This is a genomic window from Streptomyces longisporoflavus (genome assembly GCF_014649775.1).
GTDB classification, from domain to species: Bacteria; Actinomycetota; Actinomycetes; order Streptomycetales; family Streptomycetaceae; genus Streptomyces; species Streptomyces longisporoflavus.
The window spans coordinates 199,470-221,031 of record NZ_BMTR01000006.1; the positions used below are offsets into that span (position 1 = coordinate 199,470).

General features: G+C 71.5%; 21 protein-coding genes. 11 read left to right on the plus strand and 10 right to left on the minus strand.

Going from position 1 to position 21,562, the window contains the following annotated elements; genetic code table 11:
- Positions 1 to 53: 53 nt before the first annotated feature.
- From IE226_RS14580 to IE226_RS14600, 5 genes are all read right to left on the minus strand, one after another.
- Complete coding sequence (locus tag IE226_RS14580; RefSeq protein WP_190081619.1) at positions 54 to 2,090, minus strand: glycoside hydrolase; 2,037 nt, start codon at positions 2,088 to 2,090, stop codon at positions 54 to 56.
- Between the two features lie 57 nt (positions 2,091 to 2,147).
- Positions 2,148 to 4,199, minus strand: coding sequence for a beta-galactosidase (locus tag IE226_RS14585; RefSeq protein WP_190081620.1), 2,052 nt, complete (start codon positions 4,197 to 4,199; stop codon positions 2,148 to 2,150).
- Between the two features lie 63 nt (positions 4,200 to 4,262).
- A complete protein-coding gene (locus IE226_RS14590) occupies positions 4,263 to 5,603 on the minus strand; it encodes an ABC transporter substrate-binding protein (protein WP_190081621.1) in 1,341 nt (446 codons plus the stop codon).
- 89 nt (positions 5,604 to 5,692) lie between these two features.
- Positions 5,693 to 6,670, minus strand: coding sequence for a carbohydrate ABC transporter permease (locus tag IE226_RS14595; protein WP_190081622.1), 978 nt, complete (start codon positions 6,668 to 6,670; stop codon positions 5,693 to 5,695).
- Positions 6,671 to 6,674: 4 nt separating this feature from the next.
- Positions 6,675 to 7,604: a carbohydrate ABC transporter permease gene (locus IE226_RS14600; protein WP_190081623.1), complete on the minus strand. Its 930-nt coding sequence runs from the start codon at positions 7,602 to 7,604 to the stop codon at positions 6,675 to 6,677.
- Between the two features lie 451 nt (positions 7,605 to 8,055).
- Between IE226_RS14600 and IE226_RS14605 the strand changes: the two genes are divergently transcribed.
- The 7 genes from IE226_RS14605 to IE226_RS14635 all read left to right on the plus strand — a co-directional run bounded on the left by IE226_RS14605 (position 8,056) and on the right by IE226_RS14635 (position 15,150).
- Positions 8,056 to 9,045, plus strand: coding sequence for a LacI family DNA-binding transcriptional regulator (locus IE226_RS14605; protein WP_190081830.1), 990 nt, complete (start codon positions 8,056 to 8,058; stop codon positions 9,043 to 9,045).
- Positions 9,046 to 9,177: 132 nt separating this feature from the next.
- The gene (locus tag IE226_RS14610; protein WP_190081624.1) at positions 9,178 to 10,695 is read left to right on the plus strand and encodes an SDR family oxidoreductase; all 1,518 of its coding nucleotides are present in this window, start codon (positions 9,178 to 9,180) and stop codon (positions 10,693 to 10,695) included.
- Positions 10,696 to 10,768: 73 nt separating this feature from the next.
- Positions 10,769 to 11,353, plus strand: a complete 585-nt coding sequence (locus IE226_RS14615) for a sigma-70 family RNA polymerase sigma factor (RefSeq protein WP_190081625.1) — start codon at positions 10,769 to 10,771, stop codon at positions 11,351 to 11,353.
- Entirely contained in the window at positions 11,350 to 12,105 is a 756-nt protein-coding gene (locus IE226_RS14620; RefSeq protein WP_190081626.1) for an anti-sigma factor, read from the plus strand. The genes IE226_RS14615 and IE226_RS14620 overlap by 4 nt, the downstream gene beginning before the upstream one ends.
- 42 nt (positions 12,106 to 12,147) lie before the next feature.
- A complete protein-coding gene (locus IE226_RS14625) occupies positions 12,148 to 13,506 on the plus strand; it encodes a cryptochrome/photolyase family protein (RefSeq protein WP_190081627.1) in 1,359 nt (452 codons plus the stop codon).
- Between the two features lie 221 nt (positions 13,507 to 13,727).
- The gene (locus IE226_RS14630) at positions 13,728 to 14,390 is read left to right on the plus strand and encodes a fasciclin domain-containing protein (RefSeq protein WP_373306954.1); all 663 of its coding nucleotides are present in this window, start codon (positions 13,728 to 13,730) and stop codon (positions 14,388 to 14,390) included.
- A 190-nt stretch (positions 14,391 to 14,580) separates the two neighbouring features.
- Positions 14,581 to 15,150, plus strand: coding sequence for a rhodanese-like domain-containing protein (locus IE226_RS14635; RefSeq protein WP_190081628.1), 570 nt, complete (start codon positions 14,581 to 14,583; stop codon positions 15,148 to 15,150).
- A gap of 23 nt (positions 15,151 to 15,173) precedes the next feature.
- Here IE226_RS14635 and IE226_RS14640 read toward each other — a convergent pair whose 3' ends face one another.
- From IE226_RS14640 to IE226_RS14655, 4 genes are read right to left on the minus strand one after another with little or no spacing between them, the layout of a single operon-like run.
- Positions 15,174 to 15,758 carry an alkaline shock response membrane anchor protein AmaP gene (locus IE226_RS14640; protein WP_190081629.1) on the minus strand — a complete coding sequence of 195 codons (585 nt, stop codon included), beginning with the start codon at positions 15,756 to 15,758 and terminating at the stop codon, positions 15,174 to 15,176.
- A complete protein-coding gene (locus tag IE226_RS14645) occupies positions 15,742 to 16,713 on the minus strand; it encodes a DUF6286 domain-containing Asp23/Gls24 family envelope stress response protein (protein WP_190081630.1) in 972 nt (323 codons plus the stop codon). The genes IE226_RS14640 and IE226_RS14645 overlap by 17 nt, the downstream gene beginning before the upstream one ends.
- A complete protein-coding gene (locus IE226_RS14650) occupies positions 16,710 to 16,895 on the minus strand; it encodes a hypothetical protein (RefSeq protein ID WP_190081631.1) in 186 nt (61 codons plus the stop codon). The genes IE226_RS14645 and IE226_RS14650 overlap by 4 nt, the downstream gene beginning before the upstream one ends.
- Positions 16,896 to 16,948: 53 nt before the next feature.
- Positions 16,949 to 17,488: an Asp23/Gls24 family envelope stress response protein gene (locus IE226_RS14655; RefSeq protein WP_190081632.1), complete on the minus strand. Its 540-nt coding sequence runs from the start codon at positions 17,486 to 17,488 to the stop codon at positions 16,949 to 16,951.
- 229 nt (positions 17,489 to 17,717) lie between these two features.
- Between IE226_RS14655 and IE226_RS14660 the strand changes: the two genes are divergently transcribed.
- From IE226_RS14660 to IE226_RS14675, 4 genes are all read left to right on the plus strand, one after another.
- Positions 17,718 to 18,305, plus strand: a complete 588-nt coding sequence (locus IE226_RS14660; protein ID WP_190081633.1) for an RNA polymerase sigma factor — start codon at positions 17,718 to 17,720, stop codon at positions 18,303 to 18,305.
- A complete protein-coding gene (locus tag IE226_RS14665; protein ID WP_190081634.1) occupies positions 18,296 to 19,048 on the plus strand; it encodes an Asp23/Gls24 family envelope stress response protein in 753 nt (250 codons plus the stop codon). The genes IE226_RS14660 and IE226_RS14665 overlap by 10 nt, the downstream gene beginning before the upstream one ends.
- Positions 19,045 to 19,386, plus strand: coding sequence for an Asp23/Gls24 family envelope stress response protein (locus tag IE226_RS14670; RefSeq protein WP_190081635.1), 342 nt, complete (start codon positions 19,045 to 19,047; stop codon positions 19,384 to 19,386). Before IE226_RS14665 ends, IE226_RS14670 begins: the two co-directional genes overlap by 4 nt.
- Positions 19,387 to 19,509: 123 nt before the next feature.
- Positions 19,510 to 20,013: an SRPBCC family protein gene (locus tag IE226_RS14675; RefSeq protein WP_190081636.1), complete on the plus strand. Its 504-nt coding sequence runs from the start codon at positions 19,510 to 19,512 to the stop codon at positions 20,011 to 20,013.
- Here IE226_RS14675 and IE226_RS14680 read toward each other — a convergent pair.
- Entirely contained in the window at positions 19,985 to 21,544 is a 1,560-nt protein-coding gene (locus tag IE226_RS14680; protein WP_190081637.1) for a purine-cytosine permease family protein, read from the minus strand. The two genes, IE226_RS14675 and IE226_RS14680, sit on opposite strands and share 29 nt — an antisense overlap.
- Between the last annotated feature and the right edge of the window lie 18 nt (positions 21,545 to 21,562).

Sequence of the window (21,562 nt, forward strand, 5' to 3'; positions counted from 1 at the left end):
GGGTACGCCCCTCGGGCCATCTCATAGCGGCATGCGCGGCCGGTCAGCGCAGGTCAGCGCGTGTTGATGTCGGACAGCTTCCAGCGCTGGTTGGCGCCGGAGTTCGGCGTCCACGTCGTGACGGCGGCCCCGTCGTGCGTGGCCTGGCCGCCGACTTCGAGGAGCCGTCCGGTGGCCGCGTTGACGAGCGTCCAGGTGCCGTCCCCGGTCGTGGACATGATCCACTGGGCGGCCCTGTCGCGGGGGCCGGTGTCGGGCTCGACCACCGGGGCGCCGTCGCGGACGGCCAGGCGCCTGTCTCCCGCCGCGTCGGTGAACACATGCCGACGCTGGTTGCCGGTGTCGCCGCTGATCTGCCGCAGCCGCCACCGCTGGCCCGCCGTCTGCGACGCGCTCTTGATGACGAGGCCGGTGCCGTCGTCGGCGACGGTGAGGTTCTTGCCGCTCTGGGCGCCGGTCAGCTCGTACGTGTGGTCCTCGCGCAGCTCGGCGGCGTCCTTCGCGACGCCGGAGACCCCCTTGACGAGGAACGAGGTCACCGACTGGGCGGGCACCTCGAAGGTGGCCTTCCTGCCGCTGACCTTGATGGCGTCACGCCGCTCCAGCTTGCCCCCGGCGCTGGTCACGACGGGTGTGACGGTGGCTCCGCCGCTGACCCGGCCGAACTTGGACAGGTCGACCGTGACCGTGCGCGCCGCGGTCGTGCCGTTGACGTGGACGACCGTGGCGCCGTCGCCCTTGCCGGTCACGGCGGCGGCGCTGGAGGTGTCGTCGACCTTGACGAGCCGGTCGCCGGGCTTGATGAAGTGGGTGAAGTTGCGGGCCGTGTCGAACTTGGTGTTCGTGCGGACGGGGCAGGTTTCCAAAGTGTCCCCGGCGGTGCAGCTGAACGGCAGCTGGATGCTGCCCCAGTTGCCGCCCTTCGCGGACTCGCCGCCGGGCTTCATGTTGTCGTAGTCCTCCACCGGCTGCCAGAACACCCAGGCCTCCGGCTCCAGTTCGCGCAGGTCGTCGACCATCCGCTGGGCCAGGCCGAGGCCCGGCCGCATGTCGTCGAAGTCCTGCCCGTCGCCCCAGTCGCCCTCGACCTCGCTCATCCACAGCGGCTTGTCCGCGGCCTTGGCCAGGTCGCGCACGCTGGTGCGGCCGTCCGTTCCGTAGGTGTGGACGTTCATCTGACCGACGGCGTCCCTGACCTCCTGCGGGTAGGTGTTCCAGTTCCGCGTGAAGGTGGTGGGGTTGGTCTCGTCCATCGCGGAGATCTCCGCGCCGGTCCCGGACTTCTTCAGCGCCGGGTCGAGAGCCTTGATCACTTTCTGCTGGAGACCGGGACCGATGTGGGCCCCTTCCTGCCGGCCGCCGACGGGCTCGCCGTCCGCGCCCAGGCGGGTGCCCCAGTAGTCGGTGTTGGGCTCGTTGAACGGGTCGAGGGTGTCGACCTTGATGCCGTGGGCCTTTTCGAGCCGCTCGGTAGCGCCCACCAGGTAAGAGGCGAAGTCGTCGACGGACTCGGTCTTGAGCTGGTCGGCGCCCGCGTCGAAGTTGCCCGAGACGTAACCGCTCTCGGTCATGAACCAGGGCGGCGAGTTGCTGAACGTCTCCCAGTGGTCGACGTCCTTCTTGATCCGGTCGACCCACCAGCGCTGGGTGGCGTCGGCCTTCGGGTTCCAGTCGCCCTTGTCCGCGGCGTTCCACCAGTCGGTGTCCTCGCGGGTGGTGCCCGCGGGAGCCTTCCACCAGCCCTCGACCGCGCCGCCGGGACGCAGATAGTCCTTGACGTCGGGGGCGTTGCCGCCGCCGATGTTGTAGCGGGCGATGTTCAGGGCCAGGCCGTCGTCGCCGAAGAGGAGCCGGGCGAGCTTCTCCCGTATCTCCTTGGGGTAGTCGCCGGTGGCGTTGGCGAACCAGACCAGGCTCGTGCCCCAGCCCTCGAACTTCTCGTGCCGGTAGGAGGGGTCGGGCCGGACGGTGACTTCGGCGGAGGCCGCGGCGGCCGGTTGCGGCGGGACGGTCAGCAGGGCCGCCCCGGTGGCCAGGGCCGTGCCGCCGACGATGCCGACGAGTCGTCTCGTGCGGGTACGAGGTGCCAACGTGTGCTCCCAACGTAGGTGACGGGGTGGCGCTGTACAGAGGAAGTGGGGGAGGGGTCAGGGGCCGGGCTGCCGCAGGACGGTGACGCCCCGGGGCGGCAGGGCGAGACCGCCCCCGGCTGCGTCACCGGTTGCACCGGTGAGGACTTCGCCGGTCAGTCCCGGCAGCGGCACGGTGTCGTCCGTACGGTTGACCAGGAACAGATAGCGGCTCTCGGCATCGCGGCGTACGGCCAGCTCGACGCGTCCCCGCGCCGGGGCGGGCAGTTCGCTGCCGACACCGGCCGGTGCGAGCAGCCGGGGCAGCAGGGCGGTGAGGCCGTCCGCGCCGAGCCGCGTGGAGACGTACGCCGCCGAGCCCTGCCCCGAGCTGCGGCGGGTGACGGCGGGACGCTCGGCGTACGCACCGGTGCTGTAGCGGGCGAGCACCTCCACCTCAGGGCCCGTGACGGTGATCCGGTCGCTCCACAGCGTGCCCGTGGTGGCGTCGTCCAGGGCGACCGTGTCACCGTCGAGCAGCGGCCCGAACTCCTCGACACGGATGCCGAGCAGGTCACGCAGGGCTCCCGGATAGCCGCCGAGCCAGACGTGGTCGTTCTCGTCGACGACGCCGGAGAAGTAGGTCGTGACCAGATGGCCGCCGCCCTCGACGTATCGCGTGAGGTCCTTGGCGAGGGCCTCGGGCACCACGTGGAGCACGGGCGCGATCAGCACGTCGTACGGGTTGAGATCGTTCCGCTTGGTCACGACGTCGGCGCGGATGCCGAGAGCCAGGAGCGCGGAGTACCAGTCCAGGGCCTCCTGGTGGTAGTCGAGCCGGGAGGTGGGGTGGGAGTCCTGCTCGCTGGCCCACCACGAGTCCCAGTCGAAGAAGACGGCCACCCGCGCCGGTTCGCGCCCGGTCCCGGCGACGGGGGCGAGCGCCTTCAGGGTCTGCCCCAGGGCGGTCACCGCACGGAACAGGTCGCTGTCGGCCCCGGCGTGGGGCACCATCGCCGAGTGGTACTTCTCGGCGCCGGCCGCCGATTGGCGCCACTGGAAGAAGCACACGGCGTCCGCGCCGTGCGCGACGTGCAAAAGCGAGTCGCGGGCGAGGTCGCCCTCGCGCTTGGCCAGGTTGACGGGCTGCCAGTTGACGGCGCTGGTGGAGTGCTCCATGAGGAACCACGGGGCGTGGCCCGCGAGGGAGCTGGTGAGGTTGGCGGAGAAGGACAGCTCGTCACGGGCCTGCGGCCCCGGCACGACATAGTGGTCGTTCGAGACGAAGTCGACCTCGCCCGCCCAGTCGGCGTAGTCCATGCCCTTGGTGCCGCCCATCACCATGAAGTTCGTGGTGACGGGCGTCCGCGGGGAGAGCTTGCGCAGGACGTCCCGCTCCGCCCGCAGATAGTCCTTCAGGGCGTCCGAAGAGAACCGCTTGAAGTCCAGCTGCTGGGTGGGGTTGGGGTGCGAGGCCGCGAGCCGGGGCGGCAGGATCTGCTCCCAGTGGCTGTAGCGCTGGGACCAGAAGGCCGTGCCCCAGGCGTGGTTGAGACCGTCCAGGGTGGTGTAGCGGGCGCGCAGCCAGCCGCGGAAGGCGCGGGCCGCGTCGTCGGAGTAGTCGTAGACGTTGTGGCAGCCCAGCTCGTTCGAGACGTGCCAGGCCACCAGCGCCGGGTGATCGGCGTAGCGCCCGGCCAGCTCGCGCACCAGGCGCAGCGCGTACTCCCGGAAGACGGGCGAGGTCGGCCGCCAGTGCTGCCGCGCCCCCGGCCACACCGTCTCGCCGGACGCGGTCACCGGAAGGATCTCCGGGTGCGCGGCGGTGAGCCAGGGCGGCGGGGAAGCGGTGGCGGTGGCCAGGTCGACGCCGATGCCGGCCGCGTGCAGGAGGTCCATGACCTCGTCGAGCCACGCGAAGTCCCGGGTGTCCGCGTCGGGTTGGACGCGCGCCCAGGAGAAGATCCCCACGGAGACGATGTTGACGCCGGCCTCGCGCATCAGCCGGACGTCCTCCTCCCAGACGGCGCGCGGCCACTGCTCGGGGTTGTAGTCGGCGCCGTACGCGAGCCGGGGGGCGGCGTCACCGTCCGGTCCGCGCAGCAGCCGGGACGGGAGGGTGCGGGGCATGGTGGTCCTTCCGGAGCGGTGCTCGGGGTGCGGGGGCGTGGGGTGCGGGGGCGCGGGGCGGTGTCACTTCTGGACGCTGAAGCCCTGCTCGGAGCCGTACTTGAGGGAGGCGTCCTGCCAGGACTTCAGGCCCTCGGCCAGGGGAGTGCCGGAGACGTAGGCCTTGCCCGCGGTGTCGTTGAAGATCGAGTTGGCGTACACCTGGTAGGGCAGGTACTGCCAGTCGTCGGCGACGTTCGCCGCGGACTCGGCGAAGACCTTGTTGGCCTTCTGGCCGCCGAAGTAGGCGAACTCGGTCTCCTGGAACGCCTTGGACTTCAGGTCCTTGGTGGTCGCCGGGAAGGCGCCCTCCGAGATGCGGGTCTGCACGCCCTTGCCGGAGTTGGCGTACTCGACGAAGGCGTAGGCCAGTTCCTTGTTCTCGCCGAGCTCGGGCAGGGCCAGCGAGCTGCCGCCGTTCTCGGCGCTGGCCTTGTCGCCCGCGGTCCACTGCGGCAGCGGCGCCGCGCGCCAGTCACCGGCGGCCTCCTTGACGCCGGAGGCGAAGTTGGCGGGCATCCAGGCGCCGGAGGGCAGGGTCGCGATGGTGCCGTCGCCGAAGGCCTTGTACCACTCATCGGTCCAGGGGTTGATCGGCGCGACCAGCTTCTCGTCGAGCAGCTTCTGCCAGGTGTCGGTGTAGGCGCGGGCGCCCTTGTCGGTGAAGTCGATGCCCACCTTGGTGCCGTCGACCTTGTAGGGGCGCGAACCGGCCTGCCACAACAGGCTGGTGGTGAGGCCCGCCTCGCCGGTGTCGCTGGTGATGTACGCCTTCGGGTCTGCCTTGTGCAGCTTGCGGGCTGCCTGGAGGTACTCGTCCCAGGTCGTCGGCACCTTGATCTTGTGCTTGTCGAAGACCTTCTTGTTGTAGAAGAGGGCCATGGGGCCGGAGTCCATCGGCAGGCCGTACACGCCGTCACCGGACTTCACCGCGTTCCACGGCCCCGGCGAGTAGGACGAGGCGAGCTTGTCGGCGCCGAAGGGCGTCAGGTCGGTGACGGACTTCGTCAGGGCGTACTGGCTCAGCGCGTAGTACTCGACCTGCGCGACGTCGGGGACGCCCTTCTTCGCCGAGATGGCGTTCTGCAGGGCCGTGTACTGGTCCTTGTTGGTACCGGCGTTCACCAGCTCGACGTCGACGGCGGGGTGTTCCTTCTCGAAGTCGGCGACGACCTTCTTCAGGGTGGGCTCCCACGCCCAGACCTTCACCTTGCCGCCCTTCTTCAGGGCCGCCTCGATGTCCGCCGACGAGACCTGCTTCTGGTCGGATCCTTCGTCGTCGGAGCCGCCGCAGGCGGTCGCCCCCAGGGCGAGGGCGCAGAGGAGTCCTATGCCGCGCAGCAGGCGGCGGGGGTTCTGGGGCATGGCGATGCTTCCACTTCTTTGTGGTCGAGTTCGAGATCGAGTTCGTGGGCGAGCAGAAATCTGCGGGTGGCTCAACTGGCCTGCGGGGGTTACTCCTTGACGCTTCCGGCGGCGAGTCCGGACTGCCAGTACTTCTGGAGCAGCAGGAACGCGGCGATCAGCGGCAGGACGGTGATCAGTGAACCGGTGATCACCAGGTGGAAGACGGGATCGCCGCCCGCCGTCGCGGCCTGGGCGTTCCAGCTGTTCAGGCCCAGGGTCAGCGGATACCAGTCCGGGTCCTTGAGCATGATCAGCGGCAGGAAGTAGTTGTTCCAGGTCGCGACCATCGTGAAGAGCAGGACGGTCACGGTGCCGGGCGCGAGCAGCGGAAGAGCGACCTGGAAGAAGGTGCGCAGCTCGCTCGCCCCGTCGATGCGGGCGGCCTCCATCAGCTCGGCGGGGATGGCCTCGGTGGCGAAGACCCACATCAGATAGAGGCCGAAGGGCGAGATGAGCGAGGGGATGATGACGGCCCAGGGGGTGTCCGTCAGGCCCATCTTGCTGAACATCAGGAAGGTGGGCACCGCCAGGGCCGTACCGGGCACGGCGACGGCACCGATGACGACGGCGAAGACGGCGCGCTTGCCGGGGAAGTCGAACTTCGCGAGGGCGTATCCGCCGAGGACCGCGAGGAACGTGGCGCCCCCGGCGCCGGCCACCACGTAGAGAACGGTGTTGAGGAGCCAGCGCGTGAAGGCCCCGTCGTTGTACGTGAACGTCTCGGCGATGTTGTCCCAGAGCGCGAAGTCCCCGCTGAACCACAGGCCGAACGAACCGGCGAGTCCTTCCTGCGTCTTGGTGGCGCTGATGACCAGCCAAAGCAGCGGTACCAGGCTGTAGAGCAGGACGAGGCCGGTGAGCACGGTGAGCAGGACGCTGCGCCGGGGGCGCCCCGCGGTGTGCCGCCGTGCGGTGCGGACACGCGGTGTGCGCAGGCGGGGCGCGGCGCCCGGCGCGCGGGCGGGCGCGGGAACGGCGGGGGGAGGGGTCGTCGGGGTGGTGGCGGGGCTGCTCGGTCCGGTCATCGGGTCACGCTCCCTTGCGCATGCCGCGCAGCTGGACGGCATAGGCGATGACCATGGTGATCAGGCCCATGACGATGGCGACCGTCGCGGAGTAGTTCTGCTGCCGGCCCGCGAAGGACAGCGAGTACGTGTAGAGGTTCGGCGTGAAGTCGGTGGTGATGGAGTTGCGCGCCAGGTTCTGCAGGATGCTCGGCTCGTTGAAGAGCTGGAAGCTGCCGATGATCGAGAAGATCGTCGCGATGACCAGGGCGCCGCGGATCGCGGGGAGTTTGATGGCCGTGATGACACGGAGCTGACCGGCGCCGTCGATCTCCGCGGCCTCGTACAGGGAGTGCGGGATGACGCGCAGCGCCGAGTAGAAGATCAGCATGTTGTAGCCCGTGAACTCCCAGGTGACGATGTTGCCGATGGAGGCGAGGACCAGGTCCGGCGAGAGCGGGTCGGGCAGCGAGACGCCGAGGGCGTCGTTGATGTCGCCGACGAGACCGAAGCGGGTGCCGTACATGAAGCCCCACATCAGCGAGGCCACCACGGCGGGCACGGCATAGGGCAGGAAGACCGAGATCCGGAAGAAGTCCTTGCCGTACAGCCGGCCGCTGTCCAGGGCGAGGGCCACCAGGAGGGCGATGCCCAGCATGATCGGGACCTGGACCGCGAGGAACAGCGAGACCCGCCCGAGGGATGCCCAGAACTGGCTGTCCTGCAGGGCCTGTTGGTAGTTGTCCAGGCCCACGAACGTGGTGCCGCCGATGAGCTGGTCGCGGAAGAGGCTGAGGTAGACCGAGTAGGCGAGGGGAGCCAGGAAGACCAGCGCGAAGACCGCCACGAAGGGGCCGATGAATCCCCAGCCCGTCCAGGAACGGCGCCTGCGTGGTGACGGGGGCCGGGAGGTGCGCCGCTCGGCGGCGGCTCCCCGCAGGTGAAGCGTCGTCATGTCGTTCCTCGCTCGTCCATCTCGGAGCCGGCGTCGCGTGAGCGCCGATGTTTGCGTAAACATCGCACTGCGACAAGGGCCCTGGCCGGGCTTCGCGGGGTGTTATGTTTGCGTAAACATTCAGTGGCGGAATGTCTACACTGCCTCGATGGCGACGGTCAAGGGTCGCCCGCAAGACGCTTGAAGCCGTTCGGGATTGCGGACAAAAGGGCCTCCGGGACGGGGCCTCCGGGACGGGGCCTCCGGGACGGTTGAGACGCACGCGACGAGCCAGACAGCGGAAGCACGGGGGACAGTGGAAGCGCGGGAGACGCGGGAGACACGGGAGACAGTGGAAGCAACAGACAGCAGCCCGGCGAACGGCGCCCGGGTTCACGGCACCGGGGCGAACGGCACCGGGGCGAACGGCACCCCTGCGGAACGGACCGCGCGCCGCGGGCAGAGCGCGTCCATGGCCGACGTGGCGCGCGTCGCCGGCGTCTCCTCGCAGACCGTCTCCCGCGTCTCCAACGGCTACCCCGGGGTCACCGAGGAGACCCGGCGGCAGGTGCTCGCCGCGATGAAGGAACTCGGCTACCGGCCCAACAGCGCGGCCCGCGCCCTCAAACGCGGCGAGTTCCGCACGATCGGCCTGATCACCTTCACGCTCTCCACCACGGGCAACGTCCGCACCATCGACGCGATCGCCACCTCCGCGGCACAGGAGGGGTACGCCGTCACGCTGCTCCCCGTCGCCGTGCCCACCCAGGACGAGGTGCGGGGGGCCTTCTCCCGGCTCGGGGAGCTCGCCGTCGACGCCGTCATCGTCATCATGGAGAAGCACCTCCTCGACGCGGCGGCCCTTTCCCTGCCGCCCCATGTCCAGGTCGTCGTGGCCGACTCGGACGCGGGGGACCGCTACACCGTGGTCGACACCGACCAGGCCGGCGGCACCCGCGACGCCGTCCGGCACCTGCTCGGCCTCGGCCACCGCACCGTGTGGCACCTCGCCGGACCCGAGGACTCCTACGCCGCGCAGCGCCGGGCCGACGCCTGGCGGGCGACGCTCGAAGAGGCCGGGTGCGCCGCGCCGGAGCTCGTACGCGGCGACTGGTCGGCGGAGTCGGGATACCGGGCCGGGCTCGGCATCGCCGAACAGGAGGACTGCACGGCGGTGTTCGCCGCCAACGACCAGATGGCCCTCGGCCTGCTGCGCGCCTTGCACGAGCGCGGCCGGAAGGTGCCGGACGACGTCAGCGTCATCGGGTTCGACGACATCCCCGAGTCCGGCTCCTTCCAGCCGCCCCTGACGACCGTCCACCAGGACTTCGCCGAAGTGGGGCGGCGCTGCGTCGAGGGGGTGCTGCGCCAGATGCGGCAGAGCACGCCGGAACGCGGCACCACGCTGGTGCCCACACGGCTCGTCCTGCGCCGGAGCACCGCTCGGCCGCCTGCCCGCTGACGCCGTCGCTGACGTCGCCGCTGTCCCCGACGCTGCCTCCGGCCCCGACTCACCCCGCTGATCGCGCGCTGCACCGCACAACCGGGGGAAGGTGGGGAGGCGAGAGGACATCGTTCGAGGCCGGAGGTGCCGATGGACAGCGGCGAAGGTGCGCAGGGGCTGCGCTGCCTGGTGACCGGGGCGACCGGATACATCGGAGGGCGGCTCGTGCCCGAGCTGCTCGAAGCGGGGCAACGGGTGCGGTGCCTCGCCCGTACGCCCGGCAAACTGCGCGACTACCCCTGGGCGGCAGAGGCCGACGTGGTGAAGGGCGACGCCTCCGACGCAGAGTCGGTCGGCGCGGCCATGCGGGACATCGACGTCGCGTACTACCTCATCCACGCGCTCGGCACCGGATCCGGCTTCGAGGAGACGGACCGGAAGGCGGCGCGGATCTTCGCCGAACAGGCCCGTGCGGCGGGCGTGCGGCGCATCGTCTACCTGGGCGGACTCACTCCCGAGGGCGTCCCGGAGCAGGAGCTTTCGCCGCATCTGCGCTCCCGGGCCGAAGTGGGCCGGATCTTCCTGGAGTCCGGCGTACCGACGACCGTGCTCCGCGCCGCCGTCATCATCGGCTCCGGTTCCGCGTCCTTCGAGATGCTGCGCTACCTCACCGAACGGCTGCCCGTCATGGTCACGCCGAGCTGGGTGAGCACCCGCATCCAGCCGGTCGCCGTGCGCGACGTGCTGCGCTACCTCGTGGGCAGCGCCACCATGCCCGACGACGTCAACCGCGGCTTCGACATCGGCGGCCCCGACGTGGTCACCTACCGGGAGATGATGCGCAGGTACGCGGTCGTGGCGAAGCTGCCCCACCGCCTGATCCTGCCGGTGCCCATGCTGAGCCCCGGCCTCTCCAGCCACTGGGTGGGCCTGATCACCCCCGTACCCGCGTCGATCGCCCGGCCGCTCGCGGAATCGCTGCGCTACGAGGTCGTCTGCCACGAGCACGACATCGCGCGGTACGTTCCCGAAGCGCCCGGCGGCCCGATCCCCTTCGACAAGGCGCTCGCCCTTGCCCTGCAACGCGTGAAGGAGGCCAAGGTAAGCACCCGGTGGTCGTCCGCCTCACTGCCCGGCGCCCCCAGCGACCCGCTGCCCACCGACCCCGACTGGGCCGGCGGCAGCCTCTACACCGACCGCCGTCAGCAGACCGTGGACGCGTCGCCGCGAGCCCTGTGGGACGTCGTGGAAGGCGTGGGCGGGGACAACGGCTGGTACTCCTTCCCGCTCGCCTGGGCCGTGCGCGGCTGGCTCGACCGCCTGGTCGGCGGGGTGGGGCTCAGAAGGGGCCGCCGGGACGCCCAGCACCTGCGGGTGGGGGACTCGCTGGACTTCTGGCGGGTCGAGGAGATCGAGCGGGGACGGCTCCTGCGGCTGCGGGCCGAGATGAGACTGCCGGGCCTCGCCTGGCTCGAGATGTACGCGGAACAGGACGAGAAGGGCCGCACCCGCTACCGGCAGCGGGCCCTCTTCCACCCGCACGGCCTGCTCGGCCATGCTTACTGGTGGAGCATCTCGCCGTTCCACGCGCTCATCTTCGGCGGCATGGCGCGCAACATCACACGGACGGCCGAACAGCGCACCGCCAAAACCGCGCAGAAAACGTGACCCACCGGCAATCCCGCGACGCACCGGCTCCGAATCACCTCTGAAGGCCATCAGCGTCCAGGAGGATCACCGGGTGAACGAAGTGGTACGCATCAGCGGAGCCCCCTCCGCGGGCCCCGATCTGGCCGAGCTGCTCGGCCGGGTGGCCCGCGGCGACCAAGAGGCCTTCGCTTCGCTGTACGAGGGGGTGTGCTCTCCGGTCCTCGGCGTCGTGCGCACGGTGCTGCGCGATCCGGCCCAGTCCGAGGAGGTCGCTCAGGAGGTCCTCGTGGAGGTGTGGCGCTGTGCCGCGCGCTACCGGCCGGAGCGGGGGAGCGTCATGAACTGGGTCCTCACGATGGCGCACCGCAGGGCGGTGGACCGCGTGCGGTCCGTACAGGCGTCGGCCGAGCGCGACCACAAGGCGGCACTGCTCGAACGCACCCCGGCCTTCGACGAGGTGAGCGAGCAGGTGGAGAACCGCCTGGAGCGCGAGCAGGTACGGCGCTGTCTGCGCAATCTGACCGAACTGCAGCGCCAGTCGGTCACCCTGGCCTATTACCGCGGGCTGACCTACCGGGAGGTCGGGGAGCTGCTCTCCGTGCCCCTGGGGACGGTCAAGACCCGGCTGCGCGACGGCCTGATCCGGCTGCGCGACTGCCTGGGGGTGAGCGCGTGAGCGCCGCCGACCTGCACACGCTGACGGGCGCGTACGTCCTGCACGCGCTCTCGGACGAGGAACGCACGGAGTTCGAGCTGCATCTGGAGGAGTGCGAGGCCTGCGCCCAGGAGGTGCGCGAACTGGCCGCGACAGCCGGGCGCCTGGCCCGCGCGGTGTCGGTCGCCCCTCCGGCGGACATGAAGTCCGACGTGCTGCGGCGTATCGCCACGGTCCGCCAGCAGCCACCGCACGCGCCCGCACCGGGCAGGTCCGCCGGTGGCGCGGGCCGCGGCAGGCAGCTGTCCCGCTTCGCCCTCGCCGCGTGCCTCGCGGCCGCCGCGGCGTTCGGCGGAATCGCCGTGTGGCAGTACCAGCGGGCCGACGAGGCCGGCGAGCGGGCACAGCAGGCACAGACGCGGTCCGAGGAACTGGCCCGGGTGCTCGCCGCGCCGGACGCCAAGGCCGCCACCGGGCGGCTGACCGACGGCGCGACCGGCACGGTCGTGGTGGCCAAGAGCCTCGACCAAGCCGCCTTCGTGGCGGCCGGGATGCCGGGGCCGCCGGCCGGCAAGGTCTACCAACTGTGGTTCAACGACGGTGGAACGATGCGCTCGGCCGGCCTGATGGACCCGGACCGCGGCACCGAGGCCGTGCTCCTGGACGGCCCGGTGGACGGGGCATCCGGCATCGGTATCACCGTGGAGCCCGCGAGCGGCTCGGACGAGCCGACGTCCGACCCGGTGGCCCTGATGAACTTCCCCCCTGCATGAGGAGCCGCAGAAAGTGACCGTATGCATGAGGAGCCGCAGAAAGTGACCGTATCGATCGTCCTTTTCACGTCCGACCTGCGTCTGCACGACAACCCGGCGCTGCGTGCCGCGCTGCGCGACGCGGACCGGATCGTCCCGCTGTTCGTGTACGACGACGGATTGCGGGCCACGGGCTTCGCCGTCCCCAACCGGCGTGCCTTCCTCGCCGACTGCCTGGAGGACCTGGACTCCCAGCTGCGCAAGCGCGGCGGGCGCCTCGTGGTTCGCGGCGGTGACGTCGTCGAGCAGGTACGCAAGCTGGTCAAGGAGACCGAGGCCGTCGCGCTGCACGTCGCGGGCGGGGTCAGCCGGTATGCGACGCGGCGCGAGGAACGGCTGCGGGACGCGCTCGAAGACACCGGCTGCCGTCTCGTCGTGCACGACGCGGTCATCACGGCCGTCGCGCCGGGGGAGCTGCTCCCTGCGGGCAAGGACCACTACGCCGTGTTCACCCCGTACTTCCGGCGCTGGAGCGCGGCGGGCGTACGGGATGTCGTGGCCGCACCGCGAAAGGTGCGGGTCGCCGACGTGTCGTCGGACCCGGTGCTGCCGCGCGCGGAGATCACCGGCGTCTCGCCGGGACTCGGCACGGGCGGCGAGAGCACCGGGCGACGGCTGCTGAAGGCCTGGCTGTCCGGCGGTATCGGGGGGTACGAGGACGGCCAGGACGATGTCGCGGGCGATGCCACCTCGCGCCTCTCGCCCCATCTGCACTTCGGCACCCTGTCGGCGGCCGAGGTCGTCCACCGGGCCTCCCGCGAGGGCTCGTCGGGGGCGCAGGCGTTCGTACGGCAGCTCGCTTGGCGGGACTTCCACCACCAGGTGCTCGCGGCCCGCCCTCAGTCGGCGGCCCGCGACTACCGCTCGCACGGCGACCGGTGGCGCGCGAACAAGAAGGAGACCGCGGCCTGGCTCAACGGATGCACCGGCTACCCCTTCGTGGACGCCGCGATGCGACAGCTGCGCCACCAGGGCTGGATGCACAACCGGGGACGGCTCGTGGTGGCGAGCTTCCTGACCAAGACCCTCTACGTGGACTGGCGGGTGGGCGCCCGGCACTTCCTGAGTCTCCTGGTGGACGGCGACGTCGCCAACAACCAGATGAACTGGCAGTGGGCGGCGGGCACCGGGACCGACACCCGGCCCAACCGGGTGCTCAACCCCGTGATCCAGGGCAAGCGCTTCGACCCGGACGGCAGCTACGTACGGCGCTGGGTGCCCGAACTCGCCGATGTCCCCGAGCGGTACATCCACGAGCCGTGGAAGCTGCCGGACAAGGAGCGGGCCGAGCTCGACTATCCCGACCCGATCGTCGAACTGACCGAGGACCGGGCCCGCTTCGAGCAGGCCCGCGGCGTCTGAGCGGTGCGGTGGGGCGACCGGCCGCCGGTGGGACAGGTGTGCCGGAGCTTGCCTGATCGGGTGAATGCGGATCTTCGACCAATCCCCGGCGCGCTCCGCGACGAATTCCCCATGTGAGCGAAGAACGGCATGTGAGCGAAGAACGGCGGTGGCCCGCGTCCCCCTCACGCCACCGGCTCGCACCTCACCCCACGCACATGCAACGACGCAAGGAGAAGACCATGTCCGCCATGTCTACGTACCCCAGCCGCCTCCGCCGTACCGCGGTCGCCGTTGCCGCCGCGGCGATGCTGCCGATCGCCCTGACGGCGTGCTCGGACAGCGGCGACAAGGACACCAAGGCCGCCGACTCCGCGGCCGGCGCGAAGGAGAGCGAGTCGAGCGCGTCGGATGACGCCATGACCATGGACGAGCCGTTCGGACCGGCCTGTTCGTCGGTGCCGAAGAGCGGCGCGGGCTCCTTCGACGGGATGGCGAAGGACCCGGTCGCCACCGCCGCGTCGAACAACCCCGAGCTGTCCACCCTGGTCACCGCGGTCAAGAAGGCCGGTCTCGTCGACACCCTGAACAACGCGAAGAACATCACGGTGTTCGCGCCGACCAACGACGCGTTCGCCAAGATCCCCAAGGCCGATCTGGACAAGGTCCTGAACGACAAGGCCATGCTCACCAAGGTCCTCACCTACCACGTGGTGGGCCAGAAACTGGCGCCGCAGGACCTGGAGAACGGCTCCTACGAAACGCTGGAGAAGAGCAAGCTCACCACCGCGGGCTCCGGCGAGGAGTACAAGGTCAACGACACGTCGAAGGTCGTCTGCGGCAACGTCCCGACGGCCAACGCCACGGTCCACGTCGTCGACACCGTCCTGATGCCCAAGAGCTGACGGAGACCGCCGCGAGCCTCCGCCGCCCCGACCGGGCACGGCGGGGGTTCTCGGCGTTCATGCGATGGTGGAGTCCTGTCGTGGTGATCGCGGACCCTGCCCCATCCAGTGGTCGATCGTCCCGACGATCCCGGCGATCATGATCTGCGCCGGGGTGAGAGCCTTGGCGCAACGGAAAGGACAGTTCCACATGACTCCCCCCACCGATCTGGCGCCCGCCCAGGCGGCCGCCCGCCTGGACCGCTACACCGTCATCGACGTCCGCAGCCCCGGCGAGTACGCCTCCGGCCATCTCCCCGGAGCGCACAACATCCCCCTCGGTGACCTGCACCACGCGCTGCCCGAGCTCAAGGCCGCCGCCGCCCGCGGTGAGCTCCTGATGGTCTGCGCCTCCGGGAACCGCTCCGCCACCGCGGGCACGGAGCTGGCCGCCGCCGACATCCCGGCCGCCACCCTCGCCGGCGGCACCACCGCCTGGGCCGCGGAGGGGCACCCCCTGCAGCCCTCCGAGGGCGCGCCCACGGCCTGGGCGATGGACCGCCAGGTGCGTCTCGCCGCCGGGTCCCTCGTCGTCCTCGGCCTGGCCGCCGGACCCCGCTTCAGGGCCGCCCGCTGGCTGGCCGCCGGCGTCGGCGCGGGCCTCGTCTACTCCGCCCTCACCAACACCTGCGGCATGGCGGCCGTACTCGCCCGGCTTCCGCACAACCGCCCCCGCGCCGCCGACCTGAGCACCACGCTGGAAGCCCTCCAGCAGCAGTAGCTGCCGACGGGCGCCGGGCGCGCTCAGTGGATGCGGGACGCCCGGTGCCGGCGGGTCGTGAGGCGCACGTCGACCCGGAGGTCGCGGGGCGCCGCCGCCGTCCGTGCCTCGGCGACCGGGCCGCGGGCGAACTCACGCAGGACCGCCTCCGGGGACGCGTCGGGGTCAAGGACCAGTGTGATGCGGGCCCGCGGCCGCCGCGGGCGTCCGAGCAGGCGTACGTCGGCGCGGGCCACGCCCTCGACGGCCCGGGCCCGGTCGGCAAGCACGGAGGACAGAGCCGAGGCGGAGAGAGTGACACCGGGCTGCCCCAGCGGGAGTTCGCGCAGCCGACCCGTGCGGATCTGGGCGACGGCCCAGCACAGGAACAGGACGACACCGAGGGCCGCGGCGGCGAGGGCGACCGGCGTCCACCAGCCGTGCTCACGCCAGCGGTCGAGCATGTCCTGGTCCAGCCACACCCGGTCGGCACCGACCCGCGGCCAGTCCGCCGGCAGCCGATCGCGCACCGGAGCGGCCATGGACGCGAGCACGGCACCCGCGCCCAGTAGAACTGCCGCCGCACAGAACAGGGTCGACCGGTTGGCGCCGCTACGGAGTCGGCTCATCGGGGGGTGCTCCTCTCCACGTGGGTTCGGTTCTCAGCCGTACGCGCATCCGCAGCGGCGCGGCGAGGCCGAGGCCCGCCGTCGCCGCCCCGGCGGCCTCACGCACCGCCCGCCGCGCGCGGCCGGGCTCGCCGAACGCAAGCCTCGCGCGCACCCGCGCCCTACGGCGGCCGACCCGGACCGTGACGCGGCCGACGCCGGGTACGTCGGTCACGGCATCCCGCAGGAGGACCGCGACCGCCCGCCGCTCCAGGACCGCGCGCATGCCCGGCAGCGGTGGCTCCATCGCAAGACGGCCGCGACGGCCCGGCGTGACGGCGAGGACCAGCAGCCACACGCCGAGCGCGAACACGGCGAGCGCGGCGAGAAGGCCGGGGACCGTGCCGCCGTCCGGGCCGTGCGTGGCGAGCCACTCCATCGTCCGGACGCGCCATCGGGCGGGGGCGTGGCCGGCCGCGTGCACGGACACCATGTCGTACAGCAGAAGCCCGCAGGCAGCGGCGGCGGCCAGGGCCAACGCCGCGACCGGCAGCCGGCGTTGGGACCACGGACGGCGGGCACGGCCACCGCCCCCGTCCGCCGCCGCCGTGCCCGTCGCCCCGGTCTCCCTCGCCCCGGTGTCCGTCGAAGGCGTGGCGCGCAGCCCGGCCGACCGTTCCCGGGGGGACAGACCCCGGACCCGGATGCGCGCCGACGACACGGTGAGACCAGTGAGCCGGGCGGTGCGCTCGGCGACGTGGGCCCGTACGCGCTCGCCCGCCTCGTCGAGCACCGCGGGGTAGGGCAGCGTCACGGTGACGGCGACCTCGGCGCGGCGCCCGCGTACGGTCGCGGACCCCCGCCCGGCCTCGACCCTGCCGGGGACCGGCGCCTCGGTCGCCGCGCGTTGCGCGATACGGCGCACCGCGCGGTCCGCGACGGTCGTCGTGCCGCGCTGCGCCGGGGGCGTGGTCATCGCCGCTCCCGGTCACGCCCGTCGAGGAAGGCGCGGATGCCCGTGCCGTCGTCCACGAGGCGACCCAGGACGAAGCCGACCGCGCCGAGCGCGGCGACCAGCAGGAAGGCGCCGAAACCGCCGAACCACCCGGCGAACCCAAGAGCCATGCCCGCCATCAGACCGACCAGAGCTGTGCTCACCACTCACCTCACACCGCAGACAGAAAAAGGGGGAATGTGCTGCGCCGGTCGCGCTACTCGACGCGCGTCTCCCCACCGGATTCCGCCGTGTCGTCGTCGGGCAGGTGGACGTCGTTGACGGCGACGTTCACCTCGACCACCTCCAGGCCGGTGATCCGCTCCACCGCCGAGATGACGTTCTCGCGTACGTCGTGCGCGACGTCCGTGATGGGCACCCCGTACTCGACGACGATGTCCAGGTCGATCGCCGTCTGCCGCTCGCCGACCTCGACCTTCACGCCCCGGCCGATGTTGGGGCGCCCGCCGGGCACGCGGTCGCGCACGGCGCCGATGGTGCGGGACAGGCCGCCGCCCATGTCGAAGACGCCGGGGATCTCGCGGGCCGCCATGCCGGCGATCTTCACGACCACGACATCGGCGATGGACGTCTTGCCCCGGGTCGCGGCCGGTTCGCCCGCGCCCCTGCCTCCCGTGACGGTGGTGGCTCCGTGGGCGCTCCGCTGCACCCCGCCCGCGAGGTCCTTCTCGGTGCTGACGGACATGGCCGTACTCGAAGTGTTCGACGTGTTCGAACTGAGGTCCTGCGTCGCCATGGTGGCATCTCCTAGTCGTCGTCAGGGATTTCCCGGTGACCGCGCCGTAGGTGCCGGCCCCGGTGAGGGGCCCGTAACCCGGCTCTTCTCCTGCTCTGACCCGGCTGCAGTAAGCCTGTTACGCGCCTCGCGGGCTTTTCTCCGCCGGGCATGTAGCGTGCCGGGGCCGCGTAACGCGGTGGGCCCTTGGTGTGTCGTAGGAGCACGACCGAAGTGAGAGGAGCCGCGTGTGCCGGGCGACCGGGGCGAAACTCCCGAGGAAGCGGACGCGTCCGCGAGACGTGAGGACGGGCTGCTCGCGGTGCGGGCGGCCGAGGGCGACGAGGAGGCCTTCGAAGCGCTCGTGCACCGCCACGCGCCCATAGCCCTGCGGCTGGCCACGCGCCTGCTCGGCAGCCGCCCGGAGGCGGAGGACGCCGTGCAGGAGTCCTTCGTCAGCGCCTGGCGCAAGCTGCCGGAGTTCCGCGGCGACGCGCAGTTCGGTACGTGGATCTACCGCATCGTCACCAACCGCTGCCTCAACGTGCTGCGTTCGCGGCGCCCGGTGGTGACCCTGGACGCGCTGCCCGAGCCGCAGGCGCCCGACCACGAGGTCTCGCCCGCGCGGGCGGCCGAGGCGCACGCCGCCGTGCGGGATCTGGCGCGGGCGATGGAGGGACTGTCGCCGGAACAGCGGGTGTGCTGGGTGCTGCGCGAGCTGGACGGGGCGTCGTACGAATCCATCGCCGAGTCGGTCGGCATCAGCCCGGAGGCGGTCCGCGGCCGGGTCTTCAGAGCGCGGCGCTATCTGACGGAGGCGATGGCGGCATGGCGGTGAACGGGGAATCCGTGCCGGAGAACGAGGCACCGGACGACGAGCGGGAGGCGGGCTTCGGCGTGCTGTCGGATGACGAACTGCTGCCCTGCGGCCGCAAGTTGTCGTATGTGTGGGAACAGGTGGAGGCGGGCGTGCCCGACCCCCACATCGAGAGCTGCCCGCACTGCACGCAGGCCGTGGACGCCTTGCGGCATCTCGAAGGGATCGTCACGCGAACACGCGAGGCGACACCGCGGGAGGATCCGGACACCTCCGCGCTCGCCGGCCGTGTCATGGACGTGGTGCGCCTGGAACTGCGGCCGGGCCGGACGCTGCCGCTCGGCGACGAGGACGAGGACACGTGGATCGTGGAGGCCGCCGCCGCGCGAACCATCCGGGCGGCGGCCGAGTCGCTGCCGGGCGTGCGGGCGGGCAGCTGCCGTCTCGATCCGCCGGCCACCGAGACCGCCGAGGCCGGCGAGACCACCGAGGCCGCCGAAGCCGTCGCGGCGCCCGCGGGACGCCTCGCGCGAGGGCCGGTCAGGGTCCGCATCGGGGTGCAGGTCCCTCTCACGTGGAACCTGCCGGAAACCGCTGACCTGGTGCGAAGCCGGGTGCTCGAAGCGGTGGACGGCGAGCTGGGCATGCGGATCGCGGGCGTCGACGTGACGATCACCGATGTCATCGACGACGAAAGCGATGCCACCGACGCCACCGATGCCATCGACGACACGGGCGACAGCAGGGAAGGGCGGCAGCAGTGAGTGAGCGAGACGTGTCCCGCGTGCTGGCGGACGCCGTCACGGAGGCGGTCCTCGCCACCCCGGGAGTGGCCTTCCTGCGCCCCGGCCTGGTGGACCTGCTGCGGTCCTCGGCGCTGCTGAGGCGCGGCCTGCCCGGCGCCCCGGCGGGCTCCGCCGGTGTCCAGGTGCAACGGCGGAAGGGGGCCGCGGTCTTGAGCGTGCGGGTGTACGTGGTCCTGCGCCGGGAGCGGCGGGCCCTGGACGTGACGCGCGAGGTGCGCTCCGCCGCGGCGCAGGCCGTCGAGCGGGCGGCGGGGGAGCCCGCAGAGGTGACGGTCACCGTGACCGGTCTTGTCTGAGGCACCTTTGCCTGAGGCACCCCGCGCGTGCACGGGCGGCTCCCTCGGCGGGGCGCGATGGGGCAGGGGGCTGACATTCAAGCTACTGATGAGTAAGGTCGCGGGACGAGGATCGGAGTTGTCATGCCCCGCACGTTCACAGTGTCCCGCAGCATCCTGGTCGAGGCGTCGCCGCAGTCGGTGTACGAGCAGGTCAGCCAGCCCGCCCTGATGGGGCGGTGGAGTCCGGAGAACCTCGGGGCGACCGTCCCCGGAGGCGAGGAGCCCGCCGCTGTCGGCCTGGTCTTCGAGGGGCACAACAAGCGCGGCGCGTTCCGCTGGACCACGCGCTGCACGGTGACCGAGGCCGACCCCGGCAAGCGCTTCGCCTTCCGCGTGCACGCGATCGGCCTGAAGCGCCCCCGCCTGCGGGCCCCGATCGCCACCTGGGAGTACCGCTTCGAGGACAAGGGCGGCGCCACGAAGGTGACCGAGACCTGGACGGACGACCGGCGCTCCTGGCCCGCCTTCGTGGCCAACGCCTTCGATCGCGTGGCCACGGGCGGAAAGACCTTCGCGGCCTTCCAGGTCGGCAACATCGACCGGACGCTGAAGAACCTCAAGCGGGAGTTCGAGACGGCTCGCTGACCCGGTCGCCGCCGGGCGGCCCGGTGATCGGCGCGATCGGGGTGTCGGCCGCCCGCACCCAGCGCGGCCCCTCGGGCCCGTACACCGCGCGCGGCTCCGGGAAGGCCGCGAGCAGGGCGAGATAGACGATGGCCGCGACGGCGGCGCCCAGCGGCAGGCTGATGTCGGCGCCGTTCGCGAGGTCGCCGAGCGGCCCGACGAACTGGCCGGGAATGTTGGTGAACAGGACGCCGGTCACCGCTCCTGTCCACCACGCCGACAGGCCGCGCCAGTTCCAGCCGCGCGCGAACCAGTAGCGGCCGCCGTGCTGCCGGCGGGTGAAGACCTGCAGTGCCTCGGGGTCGTACCAGCCGCGCCGGGTGACGTAGCCGAGCATCATGACGATCATCCACGGCACCGTGCAGGTGATGATCATCGTGGCGAAGGTGGAGATCGCCTGGACGAGGTTGAAGCCGAAGCGGCCCACGAAGATGAACGTGATGGACAGGGCGCCGATCAGGACGGTGGCCTGGACGCGGCCGAGTCGCGGGAAGACCGAGGAGAAGTCCAGGCCGGTGCCGTACAGCGCGGTCGTCCCGGTCGACATGCCGCCGATCAGCGCGATCAGACAGACCGGCAGGAAGTACCAGGCGGGCGCGATCGCGAGCAGGCCGCCGACGAAGTTGGGCGCGGCCGGGTCCATGTACGCGGGAGCCTGCTCGGCGATGATCGCCGCCGTCGCCAGGCCGAAGCCGAACGGAAGGACCGTGGCGGCCTGCGAGAGGAAGGCCGCTCCCATCACCTTGCGCCGCGGGGTCTCGGCCGGGATGTAGCGCGCCCAGTCACCCAGGAAGGCGCCGAAGGAGACCGGGTTGGAGAGCACGATCAGCGCGGCGCCGATGAAGGACGGCCAGAACAGGTCCCGCGTGGCCCGGTCGGCATCCGGGGTGAAGATCCCGGCGTACGAGGGATCGAAGTCCCCCGCGAAGGCGACGACGCCGAGGGCGAAGAGCAGTGTCGCCGCCACCACCGCGATCTTGTTGACGAGCAGCATGAAGCGGAAACCGTAGACGCACACGGCAAGGACGAGGGCGGCGAAGACGGCGTACGCGCAGGCGTAGGCCGCGTCGCTCTCCGGCACGCCGAGCAGCCGGTGCGCCCCGCCGATGAGCGCGTCGCCCGAGCTCCACACCGACAGCGAGAAGAACGCGACGGCGGTGAGCAGCGAGAGGAAGGAGCCGACGATCCTGCCGTGCACGCCCAGATGAGCCGATGACGAGACGGCGTTGTTGGTGCCGTTGCGGGGCCCGAACACCGCCATCGGGGCCAGCAGCAGGGAGCCGATGAGCAGTCCGACGAGCATCGCCGCGAGCCCCTGCCAAAAGGACAGGCCGAAGAGGATCGGGAACGCGCCGAGCACGCAGGTGGCGAACGTGTTGGCGCCGCCGAACGCGAGCCGGAACAGGTCGAGCGGACCGGCCGTGCGATCCGCGTCCGGGATGCGTTCGACTCCGTGCGTCTCGATCTCGGTGACGGACGGCGATGACCCCATGGGCACAGGCAGCTCCCC

Bases quoted from the DNA above. Each gene is read 5' to 3' on its own strand.
- IE226_RS14585 (WP_190081620.1), bottom strand. From the start codon at position 4,199: ATGCCCCGCACCCTCCCGTCCCGGCTGCTGCGCGGACCGGACGGTGAC.
- IE226_RS14590 (WP_190081621.1), bottom strand. From the start codon at position 5,603: ATGCCCCAGAACCCCCGCCGCCTGCTGCGCGGCATAGGACTCCTCTGC.
- IE226_RS14595 (WP_190081622.1), bottom strand. From the start codon at position 6,670: ATGACCGGACCGAGCAGCCCCGCCACCACCCCGACGACCCCTCCCCCC.
- IE226_RS14600 (WP_190081623.1), bottom strand. From the start codon at position 7,604: ATGACGACGCTTCACCTGCGGGGAGCCGCCGCCGAGCGGCGCACCTCC.
- IE226_RS14605 (WP_190081830.1), top strand. From the start codon at position 8,056: ATGGCCGACGTGGCGCGCGTCGCCGGCGTCTCCTCGCAGACCGTCTCC.
- IE226_RS14610 (WP_190081624.1), top strand. From the start codon at position 9,178: ATGGACAGCGGCGAAGGTGCGCAGGGGCTGCGCTGCCTGGTGACCGGG.
- IE226_RS14630 (WP_373306954.1), top strand. From the start codon at position 13,728: ATGTCCGCCATGTCTACGTACCCCAGCCGCCTCCGCCGTACCGCGGTC.
- IE226_RS14635 (WP_190081628.1), top strand. From the start codon at position 14,581: ATGACTCCCCCCACCGATCTGGCGCCCGCCCAGGCGGCCGCCCGCCTG.
- IE226_RS14640 (WP_190081629.1), bottom strand. From the start codon at position 15,758: ATGAGCCGACTCCGTAGCGGCGCCAACCGGTCGACCCTGTTCTGTGCG.
- IE226_RS14645 (WP_190081630.1), bottom strand. From the start codon at position 16,713: ATGACCACGCCCCCGGCGCAGCGCGGCACGACGACCGTCGCGGACCGC.
- IE226_RS14655 (WP_190081632.1), bottom strand. From the start codon at position 17,488: ATGGCGACGCAGGACCTCAGTTCGAACACGTCGAACACTTCGAGTACG.
- IE226_RS14665 (WP_190081634.1), top strand. From the start codon at position 18,296: ATGGCGGTGAACGGGGAATCCGTGCCGGAGAACGAGGCACCGGACGAC.
- IE226_RS14675 (WP_190081636.1), top strand. From the start codon at position 19,510: ATGCCCCGCACGTTCACAGTGTCCCGCAGCATCCTGGTCGAGGCGTCG.
- IE226_RS14680 (WP_190081637.1), bottom strand. From the start codon at position 21,544: ATGGGGTCATCGCCGTCCGTCACCGAGATCGAGACGCACGGAGTCGAA.